The organism is Pseudomonas sp. SM4 (assembly GCF_051913165.1).
Taxonomy (GTDB): Bacteria; Pseudomonadota; Gammaproteobacteria; order Pseudomonadales; family Pseudomonadaceae; genus Aquipseudomonas.
In genome coordinates this window covers 278895-301181 of sequence record NZ_JBODOE010000001.1, presented here as the reverse complement: position 1 = coordinate 301181, position 22287 = coordinate 278895, and the positions used below count along the sequence as shown (strand labels likewise).

The 22287-nt window shown below is 59.9% G+C and carries 19 protein-coding genes and 1 pseudogene; 8 read left to right on the top strand and 12 right to left on the bottom strand.

What is annotated here, in order from left to right; genetic code table 11:
• Nucleotides 1-27: 27 nt before the first annotated feature.
• The 6 genes from ACQ4MY_RS01330 to ACQ4MY_RS01305 form a co-directional block, all read right to left on the bottom strand.
• Entirely contained in the window at nucleotides 28-2457 is a 2430-nt protein-coding gene (locus ACQ4MY_RS01330) for a TonB-dependent siderophore receptor (RefSeq protein ID WP_440093311.1), read from the bottom strand.
• Between the two features lie 199 nt (nucleotides 2458-2656).
• Nucleotides 2657-3646 carry a FecR family protein gene (locus tag ACQ4MY_RS01325; protein WP_440093309.1) on the bottom strand — a complete coding sequence of 330 codons (990 nt, stop codon included), beginning with the start codon at nucleotides 3644-3646 and terminating at the stop codon, nucleotides 2657-2659.
• Nucleotides 3643-4209, bottom strand: a complete 567-nt coding sequence (locus tag ACQ4MY_RS01320) for an RNA polymerase sigma factor (protein ID WP_440093308.1) — start codon at nucleotides 4207-4209, stop codon at nucleotides 3643-3645. The genes ACQ4MY_RS01325 and ACQ4MY_RS01320 overlap by 4 nt, the downstream gene beginning before the upstream one ends.
• A gap of 1 nt (nucleotide 4210) precedes the next feature.
• On the bottom strand, nucleotides 4211-4537 hold the full coding sequence (locus ACQ4MY_RS01315) for a DUF3325 domain-containing protein (RefSeq protein ID WP_440093306.1): 327 nt from the start codon (nucleotides 4535-4537) through the stop codon (nucleotides 4211-4213).
• The gene (locus ACQ4MY_RS01310) at nucleotides 4537-6123 is read right to left on the bottom strand and encodes a PepSY-associated TM helix domain-containing protein (protein WP_440093305.1); all 1587 of its coding nucleotides are present in this window, start codon (nucleotides 6121-6123) and stop codon (nucleotides 4537-4539) included. Before ACQ4MY_RS01310 ends, ACQ4MY_RS01315 begins: the two co-directional genes overlap by 1 nt.
• The gene (locus ACQ4MY_RS01305) at nucleotides 6120-6425 is read right to left on the bottom strand and encodes a DUF3649 domain-containing protein (protein WP_008087787.1); all 306 of its coding nucleotides are present in this window, start codon (nucleotides 6423-6425) and stop codon (nucleotides 6120-6122) included. Before ACQ4MY_RS01305 ends, ACQ4MY_RS01310 begins: the two co-directional genes overlap by 4 nt.
• A 190-nt stretch (nucleotides 6426-6615) precedes the next feature.
• Here ACQ4MY_RS01305 and ACQ4MY_RS01300 point away from each other — a divergent pair, with 190 nt between their 5' ends.
• From ACQ4MY_RS01300 to fecA, 3 genes are all read left to right on the top strand, one after another.
• Complete coding sequence (locus ACQ4MY_RS01300; RefSeq protein WP_440093303.1) at nucleotides 6616-7104, top strand: sigma-70 family RNA polymerase sigma factor; 489 nt, start codon at nucleotides 6616-6618, stop codon at nucleotides 7102-7104.
• On the top strand, nucleotides 7101-8033 hold the full coding sequence (locus ACQ4MY_RS01295) for a DUF4880 domain-containing protein (RefSeq protein ID WP_440093302.1): 933 nt from the start codon (nucleotides 7101-7103) through the stop codon (nucleotides 8031-8033). Before ACQ4MY_RS01300 ends, ACQ4MY_RS01295 begins: the two co-directional genes overlap by 4 nt.
• A gap of 178 nt (nucleotides 8034-8211) precedes the next feature.
• Nucleotides 8212-10545 carry a TonB-dependent Fe(3+) dicitrate receptor FecA gene (fecA, locus tag ACQ4MY_RS01290; protein ID WP_440093300.1) on the top strand — a complete coding sequence of 778 codons (2334 nt, stop codon included), beginning with the start codon at nucleotides 8212-8214 and terminating at the stop codon, nucleotides 10543-10545.
• An 80-nt stretch (nucleotides 10546-10625) separates the two neighbouring features.
• Here fecA and ACQ4MY_RS01285 read toward each other — a convergent pair whose 3' ends face one another.
• From ACQ4MY_RS01285 to ACQ4MY_RS01275, 3 genes are all read right to left on the bottom strand, one after another.
• Nucleotides 10626-12266 carry an amidase gene (locus ACQ4MY_RS01285; RefSeq protein WP_440093298.1) on the bottom strand — a complete coding sequence of 547 codons (1641 nt, stop codon included), beginning with the start codon at nucleotides 12264-12266 and terminating at the stop codon, nucleotides 10626-10628.
• A 218-nt stretch (nucleotides 12267-12484) separates the two neighbouring features.
• The gene (locus tag ACQ4MY_RS01280; protein WP_008087781.1) at nucleotides 12485-12892 is read right to left on the bottom strand and encodes an HPF/RaiA family ribosome-associated protein; all 408 of its coding nucleotides are present in this window, start codon (nucleotides 12890-12892) and stop codon (nucleotides 12485-12487) included.
• Nucleotides 12893-13092: 200 nt separating this feature from the next.
• The gene (locus ACQ4MY_RS01275; RefSeq protein WP_007914183.1) at nucleotides 13093-14040 is read right to left on the bottom strand and encodes a LysR substrate-binding domain-containing protein; all 948 of its coding nucleotides are present in this window, start codon (nucleotides 14038-14040) and stop codon (nucleotides 13093-13095) included.
• Between the two features lie 135 nt (nucleotides 14041-14175).
• On the opposite strand from ACQ4MY_RS01275, the gene ACQ4MY_RS01270 reads away from it, so the two are divergent.
• The 3 genes from ACQ4MY_RS01270 (at nucleotide 14176) to ACQ4MY_RS01260 (ending at nucleotide 17563) form a co-directional block, all read left to right on the top strand.
• The gene (locus ACQ4MY_RS01270) at nucleotides 14176-15552 is read left to right on the top strand and encodes an L-serine ammonia-lyase (protein ID WP_440093296.1); all 1377 of its coding nucleotides are present in this window, start codon (nucleotides 14176-14178) and stop codon (nucleotides 15550-15552) included.
• Nucleotides 15553-15638: 86 nt separating this feature from the next.
• Nucleotides 15639-16940: a serine/threonine transporter gene (locus ACQ4MY_RS01265; RefSeq protein ID WP_440093294.1), complete on the top strand. Its 1302-nt coding sequence runs from the start codon at nucleotides 15639-15641 to the stop codon at nucleotides 16938-16940.
• 305 nt (nucleotides 16941-17245) lie between these two features.
• Complete coding sequence (locus tag ACQ4MY_RS01260) at nucleotides 17246-17563, top strand: DUF3509 domain-containing protein (protein ID WP_008087777.1); 318 nt, start codon at nucleotides 17246-17248, stop codon at nucleotides 17561-17563.
• On the opposite strand, the gene ACQ4MY_RS01255 is transcribed toward ACQ4MY_RS01260, so the two are convergent.
• Complete coding sequence (locus tag ACQ4MY_RS01255; RefSeq protein WP_008087776.1) at nucleotides 17560-18060, bottom strand: phosphate-starvation-inducible protein PsiE; 501 nt, start codon at nucleotides 18058-18060, stop codon at nucleotides 17560-17562. The genes ACQ4MY_RS01260 and ACQ4MY_RS01255 overlap by 4 nt on opposite strands.
• A 326-nt stretch (nucleotides 18061-18386) precedes the next feature.
• On the opposite strand from ACQ4MY_RS01255, the pseudogene ACQ4MY_RS01250 reads away from it, so the two are divergent.
• Nucleotides 18387-18641: pseudogene (locus ACQ4MY_RS01250) on the top strand (YebG family protein); the annotation flags it as partial.
• Between the two features lie 190 nt (nucleotides 18642-18831).
• Here ACQ4MY_RS01250 and ACQ4MY_RS01245 read toward each other — a convergent pair.
• On the bottom strand, nucleotides 18832-19851 hold the full coding sequence (locus ACQ4MY_RS01245; RefSeq protein WP_440093293.1) for a Glu/Leu/Phe/Val dehydrogenase dimerization domain-containing protein: 1020 nt from the start codon (nucleotides 19849-19851) through the stop codon (nucleotides 18832-18834).
• 185 nt (nucleotides 19852-20036) lie between these two features.
• Between ACQ4MY_RS01245 and ACQ4MY_RS01240 the strand changes: the two genes are divergently transcribed.
• A complete protein-coding gene (locus tag ACQ4MY_RS01240; protein WP_440093291.1) occupies nucleotides 20037-20840 on the top strand; it encodes a transglutaminase family protein in 804 nt (267 codons plus the stop codon).
• 79 nt (nucleotides 20841-20919) lie between these two features.
• On the opposite strand, the gene ACQ4MY_RS01235 is transcribed toward ACQ4MY_RS01240, so the two are convergent.
• Complete coding sequence (locus ACQ4MY_RS01235) at nucleotides 20920-22275, bottom strand: MFS transporter (RefSeq protein WP_440093289.1); 1356 nt, start codon at nucleotides 22273-22275, stop codon at nucleotides 20920-20922.
• Nucleotides 22276-22287: the final 12 nt, after the last annotated feature.

The window sequence follows — 22287 nt, the reverse complement described above, 5'->3', positions numbered from 1 at the left end:
AGCGATGAACGATGACGCGGTTGCGAATCAGAACTCCAGGGTGCTGGACAGCGAGATCTGCCGCGAATCGCCCATCGACACAAAGAACCGGCTCGCCGCCGAGGTGTAGTAAGTGCGATCAAACAGGTTCTTCACGTTGAGCTGAAACTTGACCTTCTGCCCTTCAACCTTGGTGTCGTAGGTAGCAAACGCATCAGCCACGGTGTAGCTCGGCAGATCGAAATCATTCACCGCGTTACCCGCCCGCTCACCGACATACCGCGCCCCGGCGCCGACGCGCAATTGATCGCCGCCGATCACGCTGCCGAAGTCATACACCGCCGACAACGAGCCGGTGTTCTTCGCCACGTTTTGCAGGCGTTTGCCTTTGTAGTCCGGGTCCTCGGTAACTTCGGCGTCGGTGTAGGCGTAGCTGCCGATCATGCTCCAGTGCTCGCTCAGTTGCCCGGTCAAGTCCAGTTCCAGACCGCGCGAGCGCACCTCGCCGGCCGCACTGTAAATCGTCGTCGGGCCCTCGGCGTTGGCCACCAGCACGTTGCGTTTCTTGATGTCGAACAAGGCGATGTTACCGGTGATGCGGCCCGGCATATCCAGACGCGCACCCAGCTCCCACGACTTGGCTTCTTCCGGCGCGATGCTGCCGTCGAGCACGGTGCTGCTGCCGCTCAGCGGGGCGATGGTCGAGTTGGGTTTGAACGATTCGGTGTAGCTGCCGTAGAACGACAAGGCGTCGGTGTAGCGATACACCAGGCCGGCGCGCGGCACCCACTTCTGCCCGTTGCTGTCGGTGTTGGCCTTGAACGGCACGCCTTTGCCGGCGTACTGGTCGTACTCCTGGAAGCGCCCGCCGGCGACCAGAATCCATTGATCGGTGAGGTGAATCGAGTCCTGCATGAACACCGAATCGCTGCGCAGTTCATCGGTCTGCGCGCTGTCGGCGGCACTGACCGTGGTGCCTTCGACTTCACGGCCATACACCGGATTGACGTAGCTGAAGGTGCTCAGGCTTTTCTGGCGAATCAGGTCAGCGCGGTAGATCTTGCGGTACTCGTCGTCGACGCCGAACACCAGGTCATGCTGCATGCCCAGCACATTGACTTTGCCCTCGAGACTGGCGGTGGTGAAACGGTCAGTGCTGATCGCGTTTTGCGTGCCGTCCATGCTGCGGGTCAGCGTGCCTTTTTTGGTGTCGATGGCGGTTACGCGCACCTGACTGGCGTCGTAGGTCTCGCGGTTCCAGCTGTAGCCGAAATGGGCTTTCCAGTCGTCGTTGAGTTCGTGGTCGGCTTCGAAATGATAGAGATCAGACCGCCCTTCCATGTTGTTGAACGGCTCGTCGAGACGCTCGTTGCGCGAGATGTCCAGCGGATGATTGGTGCGCGGATCGATCAAGGTGCCACGGTCGAACGGCGTGAGAAATTCGCGATGCTCGTAGGCGAACAACAGCTTGGTGCTTTCACCGAACCAGGCCAGCGACGGAGCAATCAGAGTTTCGCGGTGGGTGCCGAAATTGCGCCAGTAATCTTCGTCTTCGTGATCGAGCACCATGCGATAGGCCAGCCCGGAATCGCCCAGTGCGCCGGTGCTGTCGAAGGTGCCGCCGCTGCCATTCTTGCCGTCGCCGTAGGTCGAACCGCGCAGGGTCAATGCGTTGTACGGCGTCAGTTCCGGCTTCTTGCTGACCATGTTGACCACGCCGCCGGGGTCTTGAATCCCGTAGAGCAACGAGGCCGGGCCCTTGAGCACTTCGACGCGATCCACCGTGGCGTTCATGCCACGGCCCTGCACGATGGGCATGCCGTCGCGCATGATCGAGCCGTTACGGTTGTCGCCGAAACCGCGGGTCATCACCGAATCCTGGGTGCTGCCCAAGGTGTTGCCTTGGGTGATGCCGCTGACGTTGGCCAGTGCGTCGTCGAGGTTGCGCGGTGCCTGATCGCGGATGACCTGCGCCGGGATGACGTTGACGGTCTGCGGGACTTCCTGCAGCGAGGCCGACGAGCGCATTACCGAGCTGGTTGGCGGCGGTTGGTAGCTGGTCGATTCGTCGCGCAGCGAGGTGATGGTGGTGGCGCCGAGGTTCAGTGCGCCTTCGGTCGGTTTGGGTTCCAGCGCCAGGGTGTGGCTGTCGGTGCGGCGAAAGTTCAGACCGGAACCTGTGAGCAACTTCTGCAGCGCCTGTTCCGCACTCATCTGGCCGCTGACCGCCGGCGCGGTGAGACCGTACGGCGCTTCATCGGTATAGACCACGCTTTGCCCGGTGACGCGGCTGAAGTCGCTGAGGGCTTGCGGCAGCGGTTTGGCGGCCAAGGCGAAATTGAACTGCTTCTGCGTCGGGCTGCTGACGGTTTCAGCGGCCAGGGCGATGCTCATCGGCAACAACGCCAAAGCCGAAAAACTCAATGCCGACACGCTTAACCACTGTTTGACCGAACCCGATTTTGCCCTGGACTTCATTGCTCAATGACCTGTGTAGAACCGCAACGGATGCGAATGACTCGCAGTTTCAGTCACTACACGGATGGGGTTCGGGTTTACCTCATCACTATTTGAAAATATTTATTCGAGATCAAAAGATCGCAGCCTTCGGCAGCTCCTACAGGGGATCGCATTTCAATGTAGGAGCTGCCGCAGGCTGCGATCTTTTGACGTCGCCTCAACGCAAAATAATCAAATGCCCCAACACCTGATGCTGCTCAAACCCCAACACCCCTTGCAGAGAATTCAGAACAGCCTGCGGATCCTTGCTCGGAAAACTGCCACTGACCTTGCGCGCCGCCAACTCATCGTTGAGCACGATAATCCGCCCCGGGTAATACCGGCGCAAATCCTCGACCACCTCCGCCAATGTCGACTTGTAGTAAGTCAGCCAGCCCTGACGCCAGGCCAGTTGCGCCTCGCTGTCCACTGCATGGAGTTTTTGCGCTGTGCCATCGGCATAAGCAACCTGCTGCCCGGCCGTGAGAATCTGCTGTTCGCCCAGATGATCCGCCTTCACGCCAACGCGTCCTGACAATACCGTGACCTGCGCGCCATGCGGCTGCAGACGCACTTCGAATTGCGTCCCGAGCACCCGCGCTTCACCTTGATCAGCCGCCACCACAAACGGATCGCCGGTGTGCGTCACGCTGAAAAAACCGCCGCCGCGACGTAGCTGCACATGGCGCTCGCCACGGCTGAAATCCACGGCAATCGCACTGTCGGCATCGAGGGTCACTTGCGATTGGTCGGCGAGGGTCAGCGTGCGGATTTCGCCGGGCGCGGAAACATAATCGGCGCCCAGATCATCGACCCAGCGCTGCGGTTGCCAGCCCGTACCGAGGCTGACCATCAGCAGCAGGCATGCGGCCAGCGCCAGCGCGGCCGACCAGCGTTTCAACTGCGTACCACGCGGTCGGTCCATTGCCTTGAGGTAACCCTGCAACGCCACGTCATCTTCAGCGGCCAGGGTTTGCGCCGGGCCTTCGCTCAATTCCCAGACCACTTGCGCCTGCGCGTACGCCTCGGCGTGCGCCGGATCGGCGCGCAGCCATTGGCTGAAGGTGAGTTGATCGCCCGCGCTTGGCCGATCATGCAACAGGCTCAGCCAGGCGAAGGCAGCCTGTTCCTGAGCGGGCGTCGGGCTGACGCGGTCGATGTGAGTCACGGTGCTTTCCCTGGCGTGCGTGGCGCGGGTTCGCGCAGGCTGGCCTTGCAGGCCTCGAGGGCGCGCATCATATGTTTTTCCACGGCACTTTGGGACAGGCCCATGGCCTTGGCGATGTCTGCGTACTTGCGACCGTGGATGCGATTGAGCAAGAAGATCTGCCGAGTGCGCTCGGGCAACGCGCGCAACGCGGCTTCGACATGGCGCAGATCATTGCCGGCTTCAAGCGCGGCTTGCGGTTCGCTGCCGTGGCTGTCCGGTTCATCCGGTTGCCAGCCTTCGTTGACCCGCGTACGCGTGCCTTCGCTGCGCAAATGGTCGATGGCGATGTTGCCGGCGCAACGTAAAAGATAAGTGCTGAGCTCTTCGACCTGCACCAGCGGCCGGCGCCAGAAACGCAAAAACAGATCCTGCACCAGATCCGCTGCTGTCGCCCGGCAGCCGACACGCCGGTTCACCAGCGCCTCCATCTGCGAACGCTGGGACAGAAATACCTGGAGAAAATGCGCACGCGCCCCGCGCGGTTCGTCGTCGCGCGATTCCGGAGGGAGACCGATCAGCACGTCAGCACTGCGCCCATGCCGCCACCGGGCTGGCCAACAGACTCAGCCCGGCGAGCGCCAACGCCAGACGCGGGCGATAGGGCAGCAGCAACACCAGCGTCAGCGCACTGAGCATCAGCACGGCGAACCAGTCGACCAGGCCAAAGCTCCAGCCATTGACCGTCACCGCCGCCCACAGCGACAAACATAGCAACAACCAGCCAGCGATTTTCAGCGCCTGACGACGTACGGCCGAAGGTTTGTGGCCGAGCAATTCATCGTGATGTCGCGGCATCGACAGACACAACGCGGTGAACCCTGCGTAACACAGCAGCAGCGCCAACAGCATCAGTTTGCTCCCTGCTCAAGGGTGATCGGTCGAGTCTTTTCACGACGGGTTTTTTTCACGTTGACGGTGCTGCCGGCTCGCTGCATTTTCCACGCGGCCCAGGCGAGAAACACGCCGGTGGCGAGGCAGGTCAGATCGAAACCGGCCAGCGTCCAGTCGCCCTGCATCAGGGTCGCAGCGAGATTCCACGGCGTGGTCAGCGCATTGATCACTGGCACGGTCGTAAACAGCAACGCGCCGCACGCGAGTTGCTCGACCCAGGCCTTGCGACCCGGACGCAAAAGCGCGTGCACCACGCTCAAACCCCAAGCGATAAAGAACGCATTCACTTCCCAATCCGCACGCCCGGCGAGACTCACCGGCAACAGACGGTTGGCCAGGAAAAACACCGCTACCGCCGTCACCAGCCCGGCCATGCAGGCGATGTTCAGCACCTCCACCAAGCGCAGCTCGAATGGCATCACGCCGCTTTTGGCATGTTTGAGTTGACGCTTGCCGAGCCAGATCACCAGCCCGCTGCCGATCATCGCGGTGCCGGCCAGCCCGCAGATGAAGTACAGCCAACGCAAGACCGGGCCGGCGAAGTGGCCCATGTGCAAACCGTAGAACGCGCCGCCGACGGCCATGGCCATCGGCTGATCCGGCGTGCTGCCGAGCATCTGCCCGCTGACCCCGTTGAACGTCACCGCACGGCCGAAATCATGCACCACGCGATCGCCGGCACGCGACAGCACCACTGTCGCGTTGGCGTCGCCCGGATTGTTCACCGACAGTCGCGCCGTATGGCCGCCTGACCATTGCTCACTGGCCTTGGCCAACAGCGGTGTCATGGGCGCCAGCGCCTGCGGAATGTTGGCGCGTTCCGGGGTATTGGATGCAGGAAAAACCTCATCATAAAACTTGTTCACGTCGCTACCGTACGACGCCAAAATGCTCGCCGGCATGACCATCGACATGAAAATCACCAGGCTGCTGTAAGTGATCATCAGGTGAAACGGCAACACCAGCACGCCCACCGCGTTATGCCCGTCAAGCCACGAGCGCTGGCCTTTGCGCGGACGGAAGGTGAAGAAGTCCTTGAAGATTTTCTTGTGGGTGATGATCCCGGTAATCAGCGCGACAAACATCACCATCGCGGCGATGGTCGCCAGCCAGCGCCCCCACGGATAAGGCATCTGCAGCTGGAAGTGGAAACGGTAGAAGAACTCGCCGCCCATGCTTTCGCGGCCCTGCACTTCGGCGCCGGTCTGGGCGTCGAGGGTTTTCGATTCGAAGCGGCCGCGCACGCCGGGTTGCGCGGGCGCCTGTTGCCAGCGCACGGTCAGGCCGGGGTCACGCGCATCGGGCAAGTCGATCAACCAGCGCGAAGCACCGGCCGCATGTTGCTGCAGATAATCTTGCGCCAGGCTCAGGCTTGTTTCGGCATTGATCGGCCGCGCCGGGATTTCCGGCTGCATCCAGTGCGTGGTTTCGTCGTTGAAATAGGCCAGGGTGCCGGTCAGAAAAATCGCGAACAGCAGCCAGCCGAACACCAATCCGGTCCAGGTGTGCAACCAGGCCATCGCTTGGCGAAAGCCCTCTTTCATGCAAAACCCAACCCGCGCGCGGCGCCGGAGATGGTCGCCAGAATCACGCTCGGCACCAGCAGACCGACCCACGCCGACCATGCGGTGCGGCAGGCGAAGCACCAAAGCACAGCCACCAGATAGACCAGAAACGAAACGGTCATGCCGGTCACCACGGCTTCGGCACGGCTCAATGGCAACCACATCGTCAGTGTGACACTGGCCAGCGCCGCGACCAGATAACCGCCAAACACCGCGGCCAGCACCCGTGAGGTGACGGCCAGACGATAGGACATGGGGAGTGCGGCGAGTTTGGCTTTCATGTTTCGACCCTGAAACGAAAACGTCCGGCCGACAAGCCGAACCAATAGGCGAGCAATATTAATGATAAATATTCTCATATGCAAAAGCATCTGATTGCCGGGAAGTATAACCAGCCCCTACAATGCGAACAGTTCTTGTTCTCTAACGCATGCTCTCTACCGCGTCATCACAGCGCCCGGAGTAATACCGTTGTCGTCCGTCCATTGCGTCGAATCGCTTTATCAGGCCCATCACAGCTGGCTTACCGGCTGGCTGCGGCGCAAGCTCGGCTGCCCGGACAGCGCGGCGGATCTGGCGCAAGACACTTTTATCAAGGTACTGACCGCGCGCGAGCCGCCGGTGATCATCGAACCGCGCGCCTTTCTCACCACCCTCGCCAAGCGGGTGGTGTTCAATCACTACCGCCGTCAGGACCTGGAGCGCGCCTACCTCGACACGCTCGCGCAAATGCCGGAAATGGTCGCGCCGTCGGAAGAACACAAAGCCATCATCCTGCAAACCTTGATCGAACTGGATGAGCTGCTCGATGGCTTGCCGCGTCAGGTCAAACGCGCGTTTTTGCTCGCGCAGGTCGATGGCCTGACGTATCCACAGATCGCCACTGAACTCGGCATCTCCGTGGCCACGGTCAAACGTCATCTGAACAAGGCGGCGATGCGCTGCTATTTCTCCCTATGAACCGCGCGCCGGATTTCTCCTCGCAGGTCGCCGAACAAGCGGTGCACTGGCTGATGGAAATGCAGCAAGGCGCACTGAGTCCGCGCCAGCAAATGGCGATGCAACAGTGGCTGGATGCGCACAGCGAACACCGTCGGGCGTGGGAACACATTCAGCGGGTCAACCAGCGACTGCGCGGTGTGTCTTCGCCATTGGCGCATGCGGCGTTGAACGCGCCGAAGTCCGCGAGTCGACGTCACGCACTGAAACTGCTGCTGATTCTCGGCGCGGGTTCGGCCGCCACCTGGGGCATGCGCGAACATAATCCGCTGCCGTCGTTACTCGCCGACTACCGCAGCCCTGTTGGCCAACGGCGCAAAGTGGCGTTGGGCGCGGGCGATCAATTGCATCTCAACACGGCGAGTGCGGCTGACGTGCGGATTGATCAGCGCCTGATTCGTTTGCTTGAAGGCGAAATGTCCCTGACCGCATCGCACGCGTTTGAAGTGCGTACGGCGCAGGGAATGCTGAGGACTCAGGGAGCACGGCTCAATGTCCGGCAATTTGCCGATCGCACGCAGGTTGCACTGTTTGAAGGTCGGGTCGAGCTGACCGCCGATGGAGGTGCGCCGATGTTGCTGGCGGTCGCTCGACAGCTGAGTTTTACCGCGACCGCCGTTGGTGAAGCCAAACCCTTGGACGCCAACAGTGGTGCCTGGGTCGATGGCATGTTGGTCGCGGCGCACATGCGGCTGGGCGATTTTCTCGATGAACTGGGTCGGTATCGTCGTGGGCAGCTCAAGTGCGACAGAGATGTCGCCGACCTGTTGCTCTCCGGGACGTATCCGCTGGACGACAGTGAGCGGATTCTCGATCTGTTGGAAATCAGTTTGCCGGTGAAGGTTAAGCGTTTTACCCGCTATTGGGTGACCGTTGAGGCGCGGGTGTAAGGAACAAGATCAAAGGATCGCAGCCTTCGGCAGCTCCTACAGGAGATAAGCATTCCAGATGTAGGAGCTGCCGCAGGCTGCGATCTTTTGATCCTTGAAAAATAAATGAGCCGTTTTTCAGATCTGGCGTGACAGAGAAGGAAAGCCCCTTGATTCCACCTTCTCAGGATCACCCACCATGCACCCCACCCGCCTCACGCCACTGGCCCGCACCCTGCGCAACCTCGTCCTCGGCGCCAGCCTGAGCTTCAGCGCCCTGCCCGCCGCGATGGCTGCCGACGCCAAGGCCTATCACATCGCGCCGTCGTCGCTGGAAAACGCCCTGAACCAGTTTGGCCGTGAAGCGGGTGTGCTGATTTCTTTCGGTTCACAAGTCACCAGCGGCGTACAAAGCCGTGGTCTGGAAGGCAGCTATACGCCTGAGCAAGGTCTGAATGCGCTGCTCGAAGGCACCGGTCTGCAAGCACGCGCCGAAGGCAATAACGCCTTCAGCCTGCAACCGGTGGCCGATGCAGCACTGGAACTGGACACCTCGAAAGTCGTCGGCGACTGGCTCGGTGAAGCCGAACAGGTCAACGTCTTCGAACATCCGGGCGCTCGCGATGTGATCCGCCGCGAAGAGTTCGAACGTCAGGGCGCGACTCAAGCGCGCGATGTGCTCAACCGCATCCCCGGCGTCAACGCCCCGGAAAACAACGGCACTGGCAGCCATGACATGGCGCTGAACTTCGGCATTCGCGGTTTGAATCCGCGCCTGGCCGCACGCTCGACCGTGTTGATGGACGGCATTCCCGTGCCGTTCGCACCTTACGGCCAACCGCAGCTGTCGTTCGCCCCGATCAGCATGGGCAACATGGATGCGGTGGACGTGGTGCGCGGCGGCGGTGCTGTGCGCTACGGTCCGCAGAACGTCGGCGGCGTGGTCAACTTCGTGACCCGCGCGATTCCTGACGAGCCAACCGTCAAGGGCGGCTTCCAGACTGAAACCAGCCCTTCGTCGAGTCACGACGGCTTCAAGACCAGCGCCAACCTGTTGGCCGGTGGCACCAATGCCAATGGTCTCGGCGGCGCGTTGCTGTACTCCGGCACCCGTGGCGGTGACTGGCGCGAACACAGCGACACCGAAATCGACGACCTGATTCTCAAGGGCAAATACCAGCTCGACGAGGCCAACAGCTTCAACGCCATGGCCCAATATTACGAAGGCAACGCCGACATGCCCGGCGGTCTGAACGTCGCCGATTACGATGCCGATCCGTATCAGTCGACGCGCCCGAAAGATCAGTTCTGGGGCCGTCGCACCATGTTCAACTTCGGCTATCGCTATCAGGAAGATCGCCGCGAATTCACTGCCAATACTTTCTTCACCAAAACCCTGCGCAGTGGTTATCTGGATCAGGGCAGCTTCCTTTCGCTGTCGCCACGCGAATACTGGGTGCGCGGTCTGGAAACCCGATTCGCCCAAGGCTTCGACCTCGGCCCGACCAGCCATGAAGTCGGCGTCGGCTACCGCTACATCAACGAGGCCGGCCACGAACTGCGCTATCGCACGCCGATCGCCAGCAACGAATACCCGACCACCAACAGCCGCAACGACCGCGATACCCGTGGCGGCACCGAGGCCAATGCGTTCTTCGTCGACGACCGCATCGACATCGGCAAATGGACAATCACCCCGGGCGTGCGCTACGAGATGATCGAGTCGCAGCAGACCAACAACCTGACCAACGTCAAATACAAGGGCGACTACAACACCGCGCTGCCGGCGTTGAACGTGCTTTATCACCTGACCGACAGCTGGAACCTGTACGCCAACACCGAAGGTTCGTTCGGCAGCGTGCAGTACAGCCAGATGCCCAACCGCGTCAGCAGCGGCGAAGTGAAACCGGAAAAGGCCCGTACCTGGGAACTTGGCACCCGCTATGACAATGGCGCGTTGCGCGCGGAAATCGGCGCGTTCCTGATCAACTTCGACAATCAGTACGAAAGCAACCAGACCAACGATTCGGTGATCGCCCGTGGCGAAACCCGTCATCAGGGCATTGAGACCAGCGTCAATTACGCGCTGGATGACTTGAGCCCGGCGCTGGCCGGTTTCGATGTCTACGCGACTTACGCCTTCGTTGACGCGACCATTCGTGAAGACGGGCCGAACAAAGGTAATCGGGTGCCGTTCGCCTCGAAGCACAAAGGCACGATCGGCGTGGGTTACACCGAAGGGCCATGGAAGTTGAATCTGGACAGCAGTTTCCAGAGTGACCAGTTCGCCGACAACGCCAACACCTCACAAGAAAGCGCCGACGGCAGTACCGGCAAGATTCCGGGTTACATGCTTTTCAGTAGCCGCGCGGGTTATGACTTCGGGCCGCAGTTGGCGGATCTGAACGTGGCGGTGGGAGTGAAGAACATCTTCAACACGCAGTACTTCACGCGCTCGTTTGATGACAACAACAAGGGTAAATATGTCGGTGAGCCACGCACCGTGTATGTGCAGACATCCGTAGCGTTCTGAGTGTTGTTGGCACCTTGATTGATAGCCCGTCGAACCCGTGCCCGGTGCAATGGGCCGAGTTCGACGGCACACCTTAGGATTCAGGATTCAGGTATGGGCCCGGGCGTCGTTTGCAGATCACCGGCAACCAGTCGGCCTTTGACGAACTGTTCGTAGTCATAGGCGTAGCCGATCAGCTCGCGCTCGCTCCACATGCGACCGACGAAGATCAGCGAAAACGGCTGTCCTCCGGGGTACGCACCACTGGGCACCACCACACCGGGAATGCCGGCAATATTGATGACCGAAGAGGTCGTCGCGTCCATGAATCCCCCATATACATCACCCACGGGCTCGAACATTTGCGGGAATACCAGCGCATCGAGCTGATGCTCACGCATGACCCGGTTGATGATGCGCAAATAGTGCTCGCGAAGATCGGCAAACTCGGACAGGTCGGGAGCGATGGCCGGTGTCTGGTATGACCGCGCCAGCACGGGCAACTGCGTCACGTAGTACTCAAGCGGGCCATCGGATTCAAACAGCTTTACGCCGATTCGCTCCTGCAATTGCTCAAGCGAATGAACCTCTGCACTGGCACCCAGCTTGCGCAGATAACGATCAAGATCATACGCATGGGCATCCGATCCGCGCGCGTCATAACTGCCGTCAACCGGCGCCAGGTCAACCAGGCCGGACCCGCTGAACGGGTCGTCAATCACCACAGCGCCGAGCTTCTGAAGCTGACTTATCGCCTTGCGATACTGTGTTTTTGTTTCTGCCGGTAAAGTGGCAAACGCCTTGTTCCAGCCCGCGCCGAATAATCCGATACGCTTGCCGTTGAGTTCGCCCGGACGCAAATCGGTCGCATACCCCGTCTGCGGGATATTGCCAAAGGCCGCGGTGGTTTTAGGATCGTCCAGGGTGTAACCGGCCAATACGTCCAAAGTAATGGCCGCGTCTTGCACGGTGCGGGCGATGGGTCCGACAACATCGCGGGTTGAACCCGCTTGCGGAATCACGCCAGAATTTGGAATCAAACCGAACGTCGGTTTGATCCCGACAAGACTCTGCGCTGCTGCCGGATTTTGAATCGATCCGCCGGTTTCCTCGGCCAGCCCGACCACGGCAAAGTTCGCCGCGACAGCGGTGGCAGAGCCTGCCGAAGAGCCACCCGGCAACCACGCGCGATTGAGCGCGTTATACGTCACGCCCGCCCAGCTGTCATTGGCGTTGGCAGGGCTTCCAGAAAATACCGGCACGTTGGTTTTCGCCAGAATGATCGCGCCGGCAGCCCGCAGTCGTTGAACCACGGCAGAATCTTTTTCCGGAATCAGGTCGATGCCACCGGCTTTGGAGGAGAGAGGGGCATAACCGGCGGTGGAGGCAAATCCAGCCATGTCCATAGTGTCCTTCACGACCACAGGAACGCCCGCCATCTGCGCAAGTTTCTCTCCGGACTTGCGCCGCCGATCAATATCACGCGCTTCATCCAGCGCCTTCGAGTTCATCACGGTAAAGGCGTTGTAATAGGGATTGTATTGATCAATGCGAGACAGGAAGGCTTTTGTCAGTTGCTCCGACGTGTAGCGCCCGTCCTCGAAACCTTGTTGAATCTGCGTAATGGTCAGTTCCCTGATATCAATCGGGCAGCTTTGAACCTGGGCGCTGAACATGCCGATCGCTGCCCCGGCCAATGCCGAAAGAATAAACCGTGGAAAAGGGGCCAGAACAAACTCCATTACAATCATCCTTGATTTGTACAACTTCTAGATAAACTTGACTGAACTAGCATTTGAAACGAACTGACGCGCGGGAAAACCAAAACAATCGTGTAATCACGCTGATACAAATGCGGTGATTCGTTTATTTGATATCAACTTGAAATCATCTTGCACAAACAAAAACGGGCCTGCTTTCGCAGGCCCGTTCTCATCGGGTGGCTTATAAAATCAGCGCATCAACTGTTGATCGCTGCCTGTTCATTCTCGTCAAACTCTTCCGCCAACAGCTTGTCGTTGGCCTTGCCACTGAATGGCACTACAGCGGCGCGTGGTTTACCTCGCAGTTTGCCGAAGAGGTGCTCCAAAGCATGCTCGAGTTTTTCGGCAGCGCCGTCGATCGCCTGTTCCAGCGAATCGGCTTTATGGGTCACGGAAATCGGTTGATGGCCTTTTGGCCGCGCTTCCAGTTGGCAGCGCATGTCATGCGGACCTGGTTTGTCACCGTTCTCGTCGCTCAGGTGGACTTCGACACGGGTCAGGTCTTCTTCATAACGTTCGAGCGTGCTCTCAATGGTTGTACGTACCCACTCCTCCAGTCGTTGACTACTTTGAATATGGTTATCGCTGTTGACTTGGATTTGCATAGTTCATCCCTTATTTCAGCTAGCTCGCGAGGGGCCTTGAATTGAATTTCCTGACCCCTTGGTTACAACAATCGGCCCGACCGGCGAACATTTCAACCCCTGAAAAAAGATAAATATTCATTCGCAAAAAAAGCCGGACAACCGAGCAAAGCGCTGGTAAGGTCGGGAGTTGGGTCGCCCCGTCATCCGGCAAAATTTGCTCACAATTGCCCGTCGTTCAACGGGTGCAGACTGCGAAATATCCCCGCTTCTTCGACCAGCCAATCATGCACCGCACGCACGCCCGGATGGCTCAACGCACCTGGCGCGTACAGCAACACATAGCGTTTATGGTTGGGCACCGACAGGCCGAACGGCACAATCAGCGTGCCGCGCTCCAGTTCATCGTTAAGCAATGTGCGCCGGGCAATCGCCACGCCCATGCCGGCAATCGCCGCTTCAATGGTCAGGTGATTGCGGTTGAAGGTGTGCCCGCGCCTTACATCGGCACCTTCAAAGCCGATCGCATTCAAATAAAACTCCCACTCCGCGTATTCATAACTGCCGCGCCAGGCGGTGATGTCGTGCAGCAACGGAAAATGCACCAGATCCGCCGGCCCGTGCAGCGGCGGTCGCCCGCGCAACAGGCTTGGCGCACACACCGGGAAAATCTGCTCGTCGAGCAAGGCTGTGGATAACAATCCCGGATAACTACCGTCGTTCAGATCGATCGCCAGATCAAAGTCACCCTCGTGCAACGGCACGCTGCTGTCTTCGGCAACCAGCCGTAGCTGAATGTCCGGATAGCGCTGTTGCAAACGTGGCAGGCGCGGCGTCAGCCACTTGCTGAGAAAAGACGGAATCGAGCGCACACGCAAGATTCCGCTGATCATCCCGGCATCGAGCCGACGCAATTCCGCATCGATGCTGCCATACGCTTCATTGACGGTAATGGCCAGCCGCTGCCCTTCTGCACTCAATTCCACACCGCGCGCACGCCGATGAAACAGGCGAAATCCCAGGCGCTCCTCCAGTTGGCGAATTTGCTGGCTGACCGCGCCGGGGGTGATGTGCAGCTCTTCGGCACATCGGGTGAACGACAGATGCCGCGCGGCACAGGAAAACACCTGTAGCCAGACGTAGGTCTGCGCATGCAATTGACGACTCATTGTTTAGTCCTGCTAAAGGCTTACTTAGGAAGTTTCGTTAGTCACGTAGGACTGAGGTAGGCAGTATCGCCGACATTGCGCTTGTCCTACAAAAAATGGCAGCGATTCCCACTCCATTGCTTGTAAGGGTTTAGCATGGCTATCAGTGTTTTCGATCTATTCAAAGTCGGCATCGGCCCGTCCAGCTCCCATACCGTCGGCCCGATGCGGGCGGCTGCGACCTTCGCTCAGGCGTTGATCGACCAGTGTGTGCTCAACGATGTGCGCCGTGTAGAGATCCGCCTGTACGGCTCGTTGTCGGCCACCGGCGTCGGTCACGCCACCGACCGCGCAACCGTCATGGGTCTGATGGGCGAATGGCCGGACAGCATCGATCCGTCGACCATCGATCCACGCATCCAGCAACTGCGCGAGACAGGCGAACTGTCCCTCGCCGGGCAAAGAGAAATTGCCTTCAACTGGCAGCGCGATCTCCTGCTGCTGGACGAGAGCCTGCCCTACCACCCCAACGCCATGTCGCTGACAGCCTTTGGCGAAACGGCCGAGCTGTTCAAGCAGACGTACTACTCGGTGGGCGGCGGTTTCATCATCGAAGCGGCCGAAGCCGAGTCCGGTGTGGCCCCCGCTGGCGACGTGGTGTTGCCGTACGACTTTTCCAGCGCAGCCGAACTGCTATCACTGTGCAAGAAGAACAACCTGCGCGTGTCGGAACTGATGATGGCCAACGAACGCGCCTGGCGCAGCGACGCCGAAATCCGCCAGGGCCTGCTGCACATCTGGTCGGTGATGCGCGAGTGCGTCGAACAGGGTCTGCGCCACGAAGGCATCCTGCCCGGCGGTCTGAATGTGCCGCGCCGTGCGGCGAAATTGCACCGCAGCCTGTTGGAAATAGGCAAGCCGAACGTGATCAGTTCAACACTGTCGGCGATGGAATGGGTCAATCTGTTCGCCCTCGCCGTCAACGAAGAGAACGCTGCCGGCGGGCGCATGGTCACCGCGCCGACCAATGGTGCAGCCGGGATCATCCCGGCGGTTCTGCACTACTACATGAAATTCAACCCGGATGCGTCTGACGATGACGTGGTCGCTTTCTTTCTCGGTGCGGCTGCGGTCGGCATTCTGTGTAAGAAAAATGCCTCGATCTCCGGCGCCGAAGTTGGCTGTCAGGGCGAAGTCGGTTCGGCGTGCGCCATGGCCGCAGCCGGCCTTGCCGATGTGCTCGGTGCGACCCCCGAGCAACTGGAAAACGCCGCCGAAATTGGCCTGGAACATAACCTCGGCCTGACCTGCGACCCGGTCGGCGGCCTGGTGCAGGTGCCGTGTATTGAACGCAATGCGATCGCCGCCGTGAAGGCGATCAACGCCACGCAAATGGCCCTGCGCGGCGACGGCAACCACTTCATTTCCCTCGACCGGGTGATCCGCACCATGCGCGATACCGGCGCCGACATGCATGACAAATACAAAGAGACTTCACGGGGTGGCCTGGCCGTGAGCTGGGTGGAGTGCTGAGGCGCATTCCCTGACCGCCCCGGCAGACCGCATTCGACGGTCTGCCAACCGTGAGCCCGAGCAAGAATAATAACGAGGCGATACCGATGACCGATGTACGTACACCTGCTGCCGAAAATCCCGCTGTAGACCGCACAACCAAAACAGAAACGGCCCACAAGGGCTGGAGCAAATCCGACACCACCTGGATGCTGGGCCTGTACGGTACGGCCATCGGTGCCGGTACCTTGTTCCTGCCAATCAACGCCGGTGTCGGCGGTTTCTGGCCGTTGCTGATTCTGGCGGTACTGGCCTTCCCGATGACGTTTTTTGCGCACCGGGGCCTGACCCGTTTCGTCTTGTCCGGGCGTTCCGGGAACATCACCGAAGTGGTGGAAGAACACTTCGGCGTCGGCGCCGGCAAGCTGATCACGCTGCTGTATTTCTTTGCGATCTTCCCGATCCTGCTGGTGTACAGCGTGGCGCTGACCAACACCCTGAGCAGCTTTCTCGAACACCAGCTGCACATCGCCCCGCCGCCACGGGCGATCCTCTCGCTGGCGCTGATCCTCGGTCTGATGGCGATTGTCCGTTGCGGCCAGACGGTGATCGTCAAAGCCATGAGCGTGCTGGTTTATCCGTTTGTCGCAGCCTTGTTGCTGCTTGCCCTTAGCCTGATCCCGAACTGGAACGGCGCGTTCTTCGCCAGCGCTCAGGAAGCGATGCCGATGTCGGTGTTCTTCAAAACCATGTGGCTGGCGATTCCGGTGATGGTGTTCTCGTTCAACCATTCGCCGATCATCTCGGCGTTCGCGGTTGATCAGAAGCAGCGCTACGGTGAGCAGGCCGAACGCAAGAGCAGCGGCATCCTCGCCATGGCGCACGGCATGATGGTCGTTACGGTGATGTTCTTCTGCTTCAGCTGTGTGCTGGCGTTGTCGCCGGCGGATCTGGCAGCGGCGAAGGCGCAGAACATTTCGATTCTGTCGTACCTGGCCAACCACTTCCAGACCCCGGTCATCGCTTACGCCGCGCCGTTGATTGCGCTGGTGGCGATCACCAAATCCTTCCTCGGCCACTACATCGGCGCCAGCGAAGGCTTCCAGGGCATGATCGTGAAAAGCCTGCGCAGCCGTGGCCGGGTGATGTCGGCGAGCTGGCTGAATCGCGCGACCGCCGTGTTCATGATCCTCAGCTGCTGGGCCGTGGCGACCTTCAACCCAAGCATTCTGGGGATGATCGAAACCCTCGGCGGGCCGGTGATTGCCTGCCTGTTGTTCCTGATGCCGATGTACGCCATCCGCCGTGTACCAGCCTTGCGCCAGTATTCGGGCCAGGCATCCAACGTGTTTGTGGTGTTGATCGGCCTGATTGCACTGTCAGCGATCATCTACTCGGTTCTGCCCTGAAAACGCGCCATAAAAAAAGGCGAGCCAAGCGGCTCGCCTTTTTTATGCCCGTGTTCATTGTTCGACAATTTTCCCGGCACAGCCCTTGCAAACTCCCCCTGTAGGAGCTGTCGAGTGAAACGAGGCTGCGATCTTTTGACCTTCATGACCGAAATCAAAACATTGAAGATCAAAAGATCGCAGCCTTCGGCAGCTCCTACGTGAGTAACCAGGACAGGACACGGAATGGCCGGTGATCCGGTTTGGCGAACCAACCCGATCACGGCCGGTCAACAACTGCACGTTCAATCAGGCGGTGACGCATCATGGACAACCCTTTTCAAATCATTACCGATGCCTTTGCGCCGGACTATCAGATCAACCTGAGCATTCAGGGCCTGGACGGCAGCATCATGCTGACCCTGTCCAACAGCGGCCATATCGTCGCCAAGCGCATGATCAGTGCCGAACAGCGCAACGATCCGGCACGGCTCAAACGGCTGGTGCAAAGCATTCAATTCGGTATCGCCATCGAACAGGGCCACAGCGCCATGGCGATTCTCGAAGCGATGACCAGCGGCGACGGGCTGACCCCGCCACCGCCACGTATCAACGGTCAGCCCCGACCAGCGGCCGGGCTTTAAAGCTCGCCCTTCTCCACTTCAGGATGTTCGCTGGAACCTGTACCGAGGGTGCGCTGCGGTTTCTCGATCTTCACCGAAGGAAATTGTGACGAGGCGTAACGCACCACCAGAATCGACAACGCCAGCAGCAGAATCCCGCCGCACAGGTAGATGATGCCCATGTCCGGCGGGTTGTGGTGCGAGACGTTGGAGATCAGCAGGCGCGTCAGCGCGGTGATCGCCACGTAGATCAGGAAGCGCACCGGCATGTGATTGGTCTTGAAGTAAATCCCGACCATCGCCCCCAATTCGAGATAGATGAACAGCAACAGAATGTCATCGATCTTGATGTGGCCTTCCTCGAGCATCCCGAGAAATTCCATCACCGCCGCGTATGCCGTCACCGCACCGATGGCAAACAGCGCCAGATAGTGGAAGGTTTCGACGAACAGGTTGCCCAGGGACTCGGCCAGTTGATGCACGTTTTGCCGCAGTTTCTCGGCCCAGTTTATTTTCACGATGATGTTCCTTAGCCCGATGCGAGCGGATGATGCGTGTTGGACGTGACGGTTTTCTGCACGTAACGGTTTTCATGCAGAAAAGAGGCCACGCCATCATGGCGAGCCGCCGCCAAACCCGCGCCGTGGCGTTTGGTCGCACCACGCCCCGCTCCTGCAGGTGTGAGCCTGCCCGCGATGTCCCCAGCACGACCCCTCGCAAAGCCGAAATCCGGTCTACATTAAAAAGCCACTACCCATGGCGCAGGGATTCGCTTATCCTTTTCGCTGTATATGGATACAGTAGTCGTCAAGACAACTTAATGTGAAGGCATGTGAGGTGGTGAATGGCCGTCGAAGTGGTATACCGCAGCAGCCGAGATCTGGAGCGCTTGTTCATGGATAAAGCCGAAGCTGACCGTCATGACAAAATGCTCGAACTGGCCGAATATCTGGCCGATGTGTTGCAAAAAGCCGTTCCGTCCCTGACTGAACAGCAAGTGGAAGAAGCCGGGATCTACATGGCGAAGAACCGCGATGTGTTTGCCCGAGCGTTCAAGAGCCAGCCAGACGCACTGTCCGAGCTGCTCAACGCCCCGGCCGAGCCTGTCGAGCACGCTGAAGAGGTGGAAACGGCTGAAGCGCCGGCCAAGCCTGCTAAAGCGGCAAAAGCGCCGAAGTAATCAGCGCCACATCAAAAGATCGTCCGATCGCGGCCCGAGCCTTCGGCAGCTCCTACAGGGATAAATATTCCAAATGTAGGAGCTGCCGAAGGCTGCGATCTTTTGCGTTTCAGCGATACAAAACTTTCTCCGCCAACTCATCCGCCACCCGCGCCGGCGAACGCTTCTCCGCCTGCGCATGGGCGAACACCTCGGTCAACCGCGAACTGATCTTCGACAGATGCGCGGTTATCGTTGGCAATTCCTCGCCACGATGTTTCAACGACACATAAATCAGCCCACCGGCATTGATCACGTAATCCGGCGCATACAGAATTCCGCGCCGCTCCAGTTGATCGGCGACGTCCAGATGCGTGAGCTGATTATTCGCCGACCCCGCCACCGCCGAACAACGCAGCTGCGTGACGCTATGGCTGTTCAACACGCCGCCCAGACCACACGGCGCCAGAATGTCGCAAGGCGTGCTGAGCAGCGCATCGTTGGCAATCGGGTGGGCGTTGAGCTGTTCCATCGCCAGTTGCACCTTGCCGTGGTCGATGTCGCTGACCAGCAGTTCGGCGCCCGCCGCGTGCAGCTGCTCGGCCAAGGCAAAACCGACATTGCCCAGCCCCTGAATCGCTACGCGCAGGCCTTCCAGGTTGTCGCTGCCCAAACGGGCCATGGCTGTCGCGCGGATACCGGTGAACACGCCCATCGCCGCATGCGGCGCCGGATCGCCCGCCGAGGTGGTGCTGGTGACATGCTGGGTTTGCTGGGCGATGCAGTCCATGTCGGCCACTGAGGTACCGCTGTCGATGGCGGTGATGTAACGACCGTCGAGCTGATCGATGCAGCGGCCGAAGGCTTCAAACAACGCGCCACGATTTTCCACATGGGCCGGGCGCACGATCACGGCGACGCCGCCGCCCTGCTCCAGCCCCGCCAGCGCGGCCTTGTAGCTCATGCCCTGAGCGAGGCGAATGGCGTCCTCGACGGCCGATTCGTCATTGGGGTAGGCAAGGTAACGACATCCGCCCAAGGCTGGCCCGAGGCGACTGTTATGGATGGCAATGACCGCCTTCAACCCGGACACCGGGTCAACGCTAAGGTGCAGCGATTCCAGGCGAGTGCTTTGCATGAGCGCAAACATCGTTGGGCTCCCGAATCACTTCTTGTAGAACGCCAGTATAGGCCTGCGCCTGAAAATTGCTGGAGCGCACCGGAATAAGCGGCCTCGAAGACAGATGTTTTGCGGCATAACTCCATCGCTGCAAAATCCGCCACTGGACGAATAGCACTGACGGGGCTAAAACGAGGCATTCGAGGGAGATTTCGATGAGTCCGCGCCAACGCTTTTTCGACTGTCTGCACCGCTCACCGCCCGCGCTGTTCGAAGCCGCGCTGTGGATCGCGGCCGAGCACGATAAAGCGGTCGATCCCGCCGCACTCTTGCTCGATTTCAAAGAGCTGCAACAAAAGGTCAGCTACGGTCTGCCCATGCTACCGGTCAGCGAACTGGCGCAGCCGCTGCTGCGGCGCATGATTGAACTGGGATTCGCCCAGGACGACTTCTTGCCGCTGCGCCCGCAGGCAGCGTTGCTGCCGAAAGTCTTGCAGACACGGCGCGGTCAGCCCCTGGCGCTGGCGTTGATTGCCCTTGAGCTGGCACGCGGTCTGGAGATTCCACTGGTCGGCGTCAATTTCCCCGGGCACTTTTTATTGCGCGTACCCGGCGCGGATCACTTGCTCGATCCCTGCGGCGGTCGACGCCTGTATCCGAATGATTGTCGCGAACTGTTGCTGCGCCAATACGGGCCGAACATGAAAATCAGCGCCGAGCACCTGTTGACCGCCACGCCGGTGCAGATGCTCCAGCGCCTGTCGCGCAACTTGCGCCAGTTGCACCTGACGCATGACGACTTCATTGCCTCGCTGATCGACGCTGAACGGGTGCTCGAACTGGGCGATGCCGCTGCCGCTGATTATCTGGCGCGGGCGAGTTTGTATCAGCGGCTGGATTGTCCGAACGCTGAGCGCTTCGATCTGGAGCGCGCGTTATTGTTGAGTGATGATCCGATCCAGCGTCTGCGGCTGACAGACCGGCTCAGTCACTTGCCGCCTAATTCCGTCGTCCATTGAAAGCACAAGATCGCAGCCTTCGGCAGCTCCTACATGGGGTCACTTGTAGGAGCTGCCGCAGGCTGCGATCTTTCGATCTTCAGGATTTAACCGACGCCCCGACACCCACAGCCGAACCATTTTCGGCAGGCGAGCGCACCTGAATAATCAGCAACGCAGCAATCACCGCCGGGATCGCGCAGAAGAAGAAAATCTGCTCCACCGGAATGTGCATCGCCAGCAACAGGCTGCCGAACAGCGGCCCGAGGATTGAACCAAAACGCCCCACGCCCAACGCCCAACCGGTGCCCGTGGCGCGCACGTGCGCCGGGTAAAAGTTACTGGCAAACGCATTCAGCGTCAGTTGCCCGCCGATGATGCAGAAACCGGCCGCGAATACGCAGGCCACCAGATAACGCGGGTTGTCGTGATTGAGCCCGAGCAGAATCGTACATAACGCTGCCCCTGCCAAAACGCCAGACAACAGCCGCACCTTGCGCTTCAAACGGTCGGCGAACCAGGCCATGCAGATCGCGCCCAAGGTACCGGCGAACAGAAACATCGACGTCACCAGGTTGGCTTCGTTGAGCTTCAGGCCACTTTCCAGCAACAACGTCGGCAACCAGCTGATCATGAAATACAGCAGAATCAGGCTGACAAAAAACGTCGCCCAGATCAGCAAGGTGGGCCGTGCGTAGCCGTTGCGGAATAACTCGACCACGGTCAGTTTGCTGCCCTGCTCGCGTTCGTTCTGCTCGACGCTCGCCAGCGGCGGTTGCCAGTCCGGCAACATCCGCGCGCTGACTTTGCGCAGGCGTGCATACGGCGGCGCATCACGCAGCAAGCGCGGTAGAGATTCCGGCAGCATCCACCAGAGAAACGGGAACAGCAGCAATGGCGTCACGCCGCCCGCAAGGAACACCGCTTGCCAGCCGAACTGGTCGATGAACCCTGCCGCGACAAAACCTCCGGCCGCCCCACCGAACGAAAAACCGCACGCTGCCAGTGTCACCATCAAAGTGCGCAGGCGTGGCGGCGAATATTCCGACATCAGTGCCATGGCGCTGGGCATCGCGCCGCCCATGCCGATGCCGCAGATGAAACGCGCGATCATCAGCGTGTTCAACGAGTCGGCAAACACCATCAGTACCGTGAGGCTGGCGTAAATCAGCACACAAGCGAGCAGAATCCGTCGCACGCCAAAACGGTCAGCCAAAGGCGTTACCACCAGAGAACCTATGGTCAGGCCGAGCAGGTTGGCGCTGAACACAGGCCCGAACGCAGATTTCTCCAGGCCCCAATCCTGCGCCAGCGCGGGCACTACGTAGCCGAGCACCTGGGCGTCATAGCCGTCGGTGACCAGCAGCAAGGCGAGCAGGATCAAGAGCATCCACTGATAACGGGACACAGGACGGGCGTCGAGTGCCGCACGGAAGCTGGCAATCTGGTTGTGCATCGCAAGGTACCT

Coding starts and splice junctions, on each gene's coding strand:
- ACQ4MY_RS01295 (WP_440093302.1), top strand. CDS start 7,101: ATGAACCGCGCGCCGGATTTCTCCTCGCAGGTCGCCGAACAAGCGGTG.
- ACQ4MY_RS01265 (WP_440093294.1), top strand. CDS start 15,639: ATGACCGATGTACGTACACCTGCTGCCGAAAATCCCGCTGTAGACCGC.
- ACQ4MY_RS01310 (WP_440093305.1), bottom strand. CDS start 6,123: ATGAAAGAGGGCTTTCGCCAAGCGATGGCCTGGTTGCACACCTGGACC.
- ACQ4MY_RS01305 (WP_008087787.1), bottom strand. CDS start 6,425: ATGAAAGCCAAACTCGCCGCACTCCCCATGTCCTATCGTCTGGCCGTC.
- fecA (WP_440093300.1), top strand. CDS start 8,212: ATGCACCCCACCCGCCTCACGCCACTGGCCCGCACCCTGCGCAACCTC.
- ACQ4MY_RS01280 (WP_008087781.1), bottom strand. CDS start 12,892: ATGCAAATCCAAGTCAACAGCGATAACCATATTCAAAGTAGTCAACGA.
- ACQ4MY_RS01235 (WP_440093289.1), bottom strand. CDS start 22,275: ATGCACAACCAGATTGCCAGCTTCCGTGCGGCACTCGACGCCCGTCCT.
- ACQ4MY_RS01270 (WP_440093296.1), top strand. CDS start 14,176: ATGGCTATCAGTGTTTTCGATCTATTCAAAGTCGGCATCGGCCCGTCC.
- ACQ4MY_RS01315 (WP_440093306.1), bottom strand. CDS start 4,537: ATGCTGTTGGCGCTGCTGCTGTGTTACGCAGGGTTCACCGCGTTGTGT.
- ACQ4MY_RS01285 (WP_440093298.1), bottom strand. CDS start 12,266: ATGGAGTTTGTTCTGGCCCCTTTTCCACGGTTTATTCTTTCGGCATTG.
- ACQ4MY_RS01275 (WP_007914183.1), bottom strand. CDS start 14,040: ATGAGTCGTCAATTGCATGCGCAGACCTACGTCTGGCTACAGGTGTTT.
- ACQ4MY_RS01245 (WP_440093293.1), bottom strand. CDS start 19,851: ATGTTTGCGCTCATGCAAAGCACTCGCCTGGAATCGCTGCACCTTAGC.
- ACQ4MY_RS01260 (WP_008087777.1), top strand. CDS start 17,246: ATGGACAACCCTTTTCAAATCATTACCGATGCCTTTGCGCCGGACTAT.
- ACQ4MY_RS01240 (WP_440093291.1), top strand. CDS start 20,037: ATGAGTCCGCGCCAACGCTTTTTCGACTGTCTGCACCGCTCACCGCCC.
- ACQ4MY_RS01330 (WP_440093311.1), bottom strand. CDS start 2,457: ATGAAGTCCAGGGCAAAATCGGGTTCGGTCAAACAGTGGTTAAGCGTG.